At 64.1% G+C, this 407-nt stretch carries 1 pseudogene; it reads left to right on the top strand.

Going from position 1 to position 407, the window contains the following annotated elements:
* A pseudogene (locus tag VSR71_RS35155) lies at positions 1–407 on the top strand (indolepyruvate ferredoxin oxidoreductase family protein); the annotation flags it as partial.

Here is a 407-nt window from a genome sequence, read left to right as displayed (position 1 = left end):
CCCTATTTCTGCTCGGGATGTCCGCACAACACATCGACGAAGGTGCCGGAGGGCTCGAAGGCACTGGCCGGCATCGGCTGTCACTTCATGGCGAGCTGGATGGACCGCGAGACCTCCTCGCTGATCCAGATGGGCGGCGAAGGCGTGAACTGGGCCGCTTCGTCCAGATTCACCGGCCACAAGCACATCTTCCAGAATCTCGGCGAAGGCACCTATTATCATTCGGGCTCGATGGCCATCCGCCAGGCCATCGCGGCCAAGGCCAACATCACCTACAAGATCCTGTTCAACGACGCCGTCGCCATGACCGGCGGCCAGCCGGTCGACGGCCCCGTGAGCGTGCAAGCGATCGCACACAGCGTCCGTGCCGAAGGCGTGGCGCGCATCGCGCTGGTGTCGGACGATCC

Origin of the sequence: Cupriavidus oxalaticus, assembly GCF_038900635.1 — a bacterium.
GTDB lineage: Bacteria > Pseudomonadota > Gammaproteobacteria > Burkholderiales > Burkholderiaceae > Cupriavidus > Cupriavidus oxalaticus_B.
The sequence above is the reverse complement of the archived record's forward strand: the minus strand, read 5'-3'. Positions and strand labels throughout refer to the sequence as shown.